Origin of the sequence: Actinosynnema sp. NPDC023658, from assembly GCF_040639995.1 — a bacterium.
Classification (GTDB): Bacteria; Actinomycetota; Actinomycetes; order Mycobacteriales; family Pseudonocardiaceae; genus Actinosynnema.
Genome location: NZ_JBFAAX010000066.1, coordinates 18,294 through 21,913 on the forward strand (window position 1 = coordinate 18,294; position 3,620 = coordinate 21,913).

Below are 3,620 nucleotides of genomic sequence, written 5' to 3' on the forward strand. Positions count from 1 at the left end.
GAACCGCCCGCCGGGACCAGGAGGTCTCGGCGGGCGGTTCACCTGTCAGCGCTCAACCGGCGGTCGTCACGGGTAGTTGACGACGTACCGCTGCTGCGTCGCCGTGTTCGCCGCGCCACCGGTGCCGTTGATGACGTTGTCGATCGTGCCGACACCGCCGAGCGACACCGTCACCAGGTCGTGCATCCGCACGCCCGAGCGGTTGGGCACCTCGAACCCGTTCGCCGTGTGGATGCTCGGGTCGGCCTGGTTGAACGAGTACACGCCCAGGCCCCAGCCCTCGTGCGTGGTGACGCTGTCGGCCACCTTGTACCCGGCCCAGCCCGGCTGGGAGCCGTTCATCCACGACGCCTGGTTCGGCGGGTCGTACGGCAGCTCGTTCTGGAAGAAGTACGTCCGGCCGCCGTTGCCGTTCCACAGCACGTTGTACTGCTGGTAGTGCTCGACGAACAACCCGTACGCCGTCACGTTGTCGCCGTTGACGACGACGCCGTTGCGCCCGGTGTTGACGTTCCAGCCGACGCCCGAGCCGTGGTCGGCCCGCCACACCCACGTGTGGTCGACGATCACGTCATCGCTGTTGATCTCCAGCGACACCGTGGCCTTGCCCGCCTGGGAACCACCGACGCGCAGGTACACGTCGTGCATCGACGTCGGGTTCGCGGCGTGCGAGGCCGACGCGCCGGTCTGGCCGAGCTGGAGCAGCACGGGGGAGTTCTGCACACCGGCGTCCACCAGGAACCCGGCCAGCTTCACACCGTCCACGTCGGACACCGCGAGCGCCGCCTTGCCGGTGTCCGGCGACAGCGTCGCCAGGCCCAGGCCCAGCACCACGGTATTCGGCCGCGTCACGTTGATCGTGTCCGTGAGGTGGTGCACGCCGGGCGTCAGCAGCAGGTGCTTGCCCTGCGCCAGCGCGGCGTTCGTCGTCGCGACCGGGGTGCCCGGCTTGACCACGAAGAAGTCGGCCAGCGAGATCGACTGGCCGGCGGGCGTGCCCGCCTCCCAGCTGGTGCCCCGCGAGTTCTGCCGCAGCGCCGGGACGAACACCTTGTACTCGCCGTTCTCGAAGTACAGGAACGGCTTCTCGCGCACGACCGGCGTGGTGTCGACCGTGGTGTGCGAGGGGTTCGGGAAGTGCTGGCCGGGCGCACCCGGCGAGCCGACGAACACCATGTTCCACACCGAGCCGTTCCAGCCGCCCGCGAGGTTGCTGTTGCGGGTCAGGAACTGCTGCTGCGAACCGGACACCGTGACGCCGTCGATCTTGCTGTCGACGATCAGGCCGCCGGACGCCCAGCCGTCGCCGCCGTTCCACAGCTGGACCTGGCCGCTGAGGTGCATGCGCCGGTACGACGCGGCCTGCGACACGGCCCACCGCTCGACCTGGCCGGCCGGCAGGTTGACGTTCAGGTTCTCGGCCTGGCGCCAGAAGTTCTGCGTCGCGTTGCCCAGGTTGTTCGGGTTGTCGCCCTGCTGCAACCAGTCCGCCTCGACGCGCACGTGGCCGTTGAGCCGCACGTCGTCCGGGCGCAGGCCGAGGCCCGCCACCTGGGTGTAGAAGCGGAGGTTCACGTCGGCGTCGTACACGCCCGGCTTGTACAGCACGGCGTACCGCTCGGAGCCGAACTGGTTGGTCTTCATCTGCGCGGAGATCTGGTCCAACCGGGACTGCATCGCGGCGCGGTCGTAACCGGGGCCGTAGACCAGCACGTTGGGGCCGAAGTCCGGGTTGCGCGGGTCGGTGGGCGGGATGACGACCCCGCCGCCGCTCTCGGTGTTGACCGCTACCTCCCAGAGCGAGTAGCCGTAGCCGGTGGAGCGCGCCGTGCCGTAGACCCGCAGGTAGCGGCCGGAGCCGCTCACCGTCAGGGTCTGCACGCCGCCCGTGCTCGTGGTGGTGGAGTAGACGGAGTTCCAGGTGGACGCGTTGTCCGACAGCTGGACCTGGAACGCCCGGCCGTACGCGGCTTCCCAGGTCAACGTCACCCGGCACACCTGCTGAGTGGAGCCGAGGTCGACCTGGAGCCACTGCGGGTCGGAGAACGCGCTGGACCAGCGGGTCCCGGTGTTGCCGTCCACCGCGGCGGAGGCAGGGGTGCCGCCGTTCTCGGTGGACGACGCGGTCGCCGGCCGGTTCAGCGCGACGTTGGTGGTGCCGCACTCGGCGGCCTGTGCGGAGTGGGTGATCACGGGGCTGAGCACCGCGGCCAGGCCGAGTGCCAGCGCCGCGGTCAGAACCCGTGACAGGGAACGGGGAGAGCTCATGGTCCTACCTGACGAGGTAAGGGGCACGAGAGGCCCGGAGCTGTGCCTCCGTGGCACCGGAGGCGCTGAGAGAGCGCTCTCTCGGGAGCGTAACGCCCGCGTCGCGAGAACGTCAACGACAGTTCACGCGGAGTCGCGGACGACCAGGGAAGGCTCGTAGATGACGGACTTCGGGCGCAGTCCCGGTTCCTCGACCTGGTCGAGCAGCAACCGGGCCATCCCGGCCGCCATGTCCTCGACCGGTTGGCGCACCGTGGTCAGCCGGGGGCGGCAGGCCAGCGCCGGGCTGCTGTCGTCGAAGCCCACCAGCGCCACGTCCTCCGGCACGCGGCGGCCGTGCTTGTGCAGCACCAGCAACGCGCCCTGGGCCATCAGGTCGTTCGCCGCGAACACGCCGTCGATCGACGGGTGCTCGGCCAGCAGCCGCTCCATCGCCGCCTCGCCGCTGGCGGAGGTGAACCCACCCTCCGCGATCGGGACGTACGGGAAGCCGTGCCGCGCCATGGCGTCCCGGAACCCGGTCAGCCGGTCCTGCGACGCGGGCACGTCCAGCGGCCCGGTGACCGTCGCGACCTGCGTGCAGCCCAACCCCACCAGGTGATCGGCCGCGAGCTTCGCGCCCGCCTGGTGGTCCAGGTCGACGTAGCTGATCGGCACCGGCCGGGCGGGCCGCGCGAACAGCACGGCGGGCAGCTTCGCCTCCACCAGCCGGGCGGGCAGCGGGTCCTCGGCGTGGGTCGAGACGAGCAGCGCGCCGTCCGCGCTGCCCTGCCGCAGGAACGCCAGGACGTCCTCCCTGGCCCGCTCGGTGTCCGCGACCATCAGCACCGGGTGCACGCCGCGCGTGCGCAGGAAGCCCAGCACCCCGCTGGCCACCCGGCCGAAGAACGGGTCCGCGAACACCCGCGCGGCGAACGCGTCCTCTTCGCCGGGCTCACCCGTGCCCGAGACCACCAGCGCGATCGTCCCGGACCGCTTGGTCACCAGCGACCGGGCCGCGCGGTTGGGCGCGTACCCCGTCTTGTCGATGGCCTCGCGCACGACCTCCTGGATCTTGCGGTCCACGTTGCGGGTGCCGTTGATGACGCGGGACACGGTCGCGCGGGACACGCCGGCGACCCGCGCCACGTCTTCCAACGTCGGCGGGGCCGTCGGCGGTCTGCTCATGCGGTCATTCTGCCATGCGCGGAGAGCGCTCTCCGTGGGTTAGCGCTCCACCCGCAACGGCGTGTCACCGGCGGACGGACCGACCAGCAGGGTGAACGCGCCGGGCTCGGTCGCCCACCCGTCCGCCGTCCAGTGCCGGTGGGCCCGCTCGGGCACCTCGACGTCGACCTCGACCGCCTCGCCGG

Annotated in this window: 3 protein-coding genes; all 3 read right to left on the bottom strand. The window is 71.2% G+C overall.

Features of this window, described 5'->3' with window-relative positions:
• Nucleotides 1-66 precede the first annotated feature (66 nt).
• Nucleotides 67-2,268: a discoidin domain-containing protein gene (locus tag AB0G02_RS11255; protein ID WP_360792574.1), complete on the bottom strand. Its 2,202-nt coding sequence runs from the start codon at nucleotides 2,266-2,268 to the stop codon at nucleotides 67-69.
• Nucleotides 2,269-2,391: 123 nt separating this feature from the next.
• Nucleotides 2,392-3,435, bottom strand: a complete 1,044-nt coding sequence (locus AB0G02_RS11260) for a LacI family DNA-binding transcriptional regulator (protein WP_360792576.1) — start codon at nucleotides 3,433-3,435, stop codon at nucleotides 2,392-2,394.
• Between the two features lie 39 nt (nucleotides 3,436-3,474).
• Nucleotides 3,475-3,620, bottom strand: a 146-nt coding sequence (locus AB0G02_RS11265) for a fibronectin type III-like domain-contianing protein (RefSeq protein ID WP_360792578.1), incomplete at its 5' end; no start/stop codon positions are given.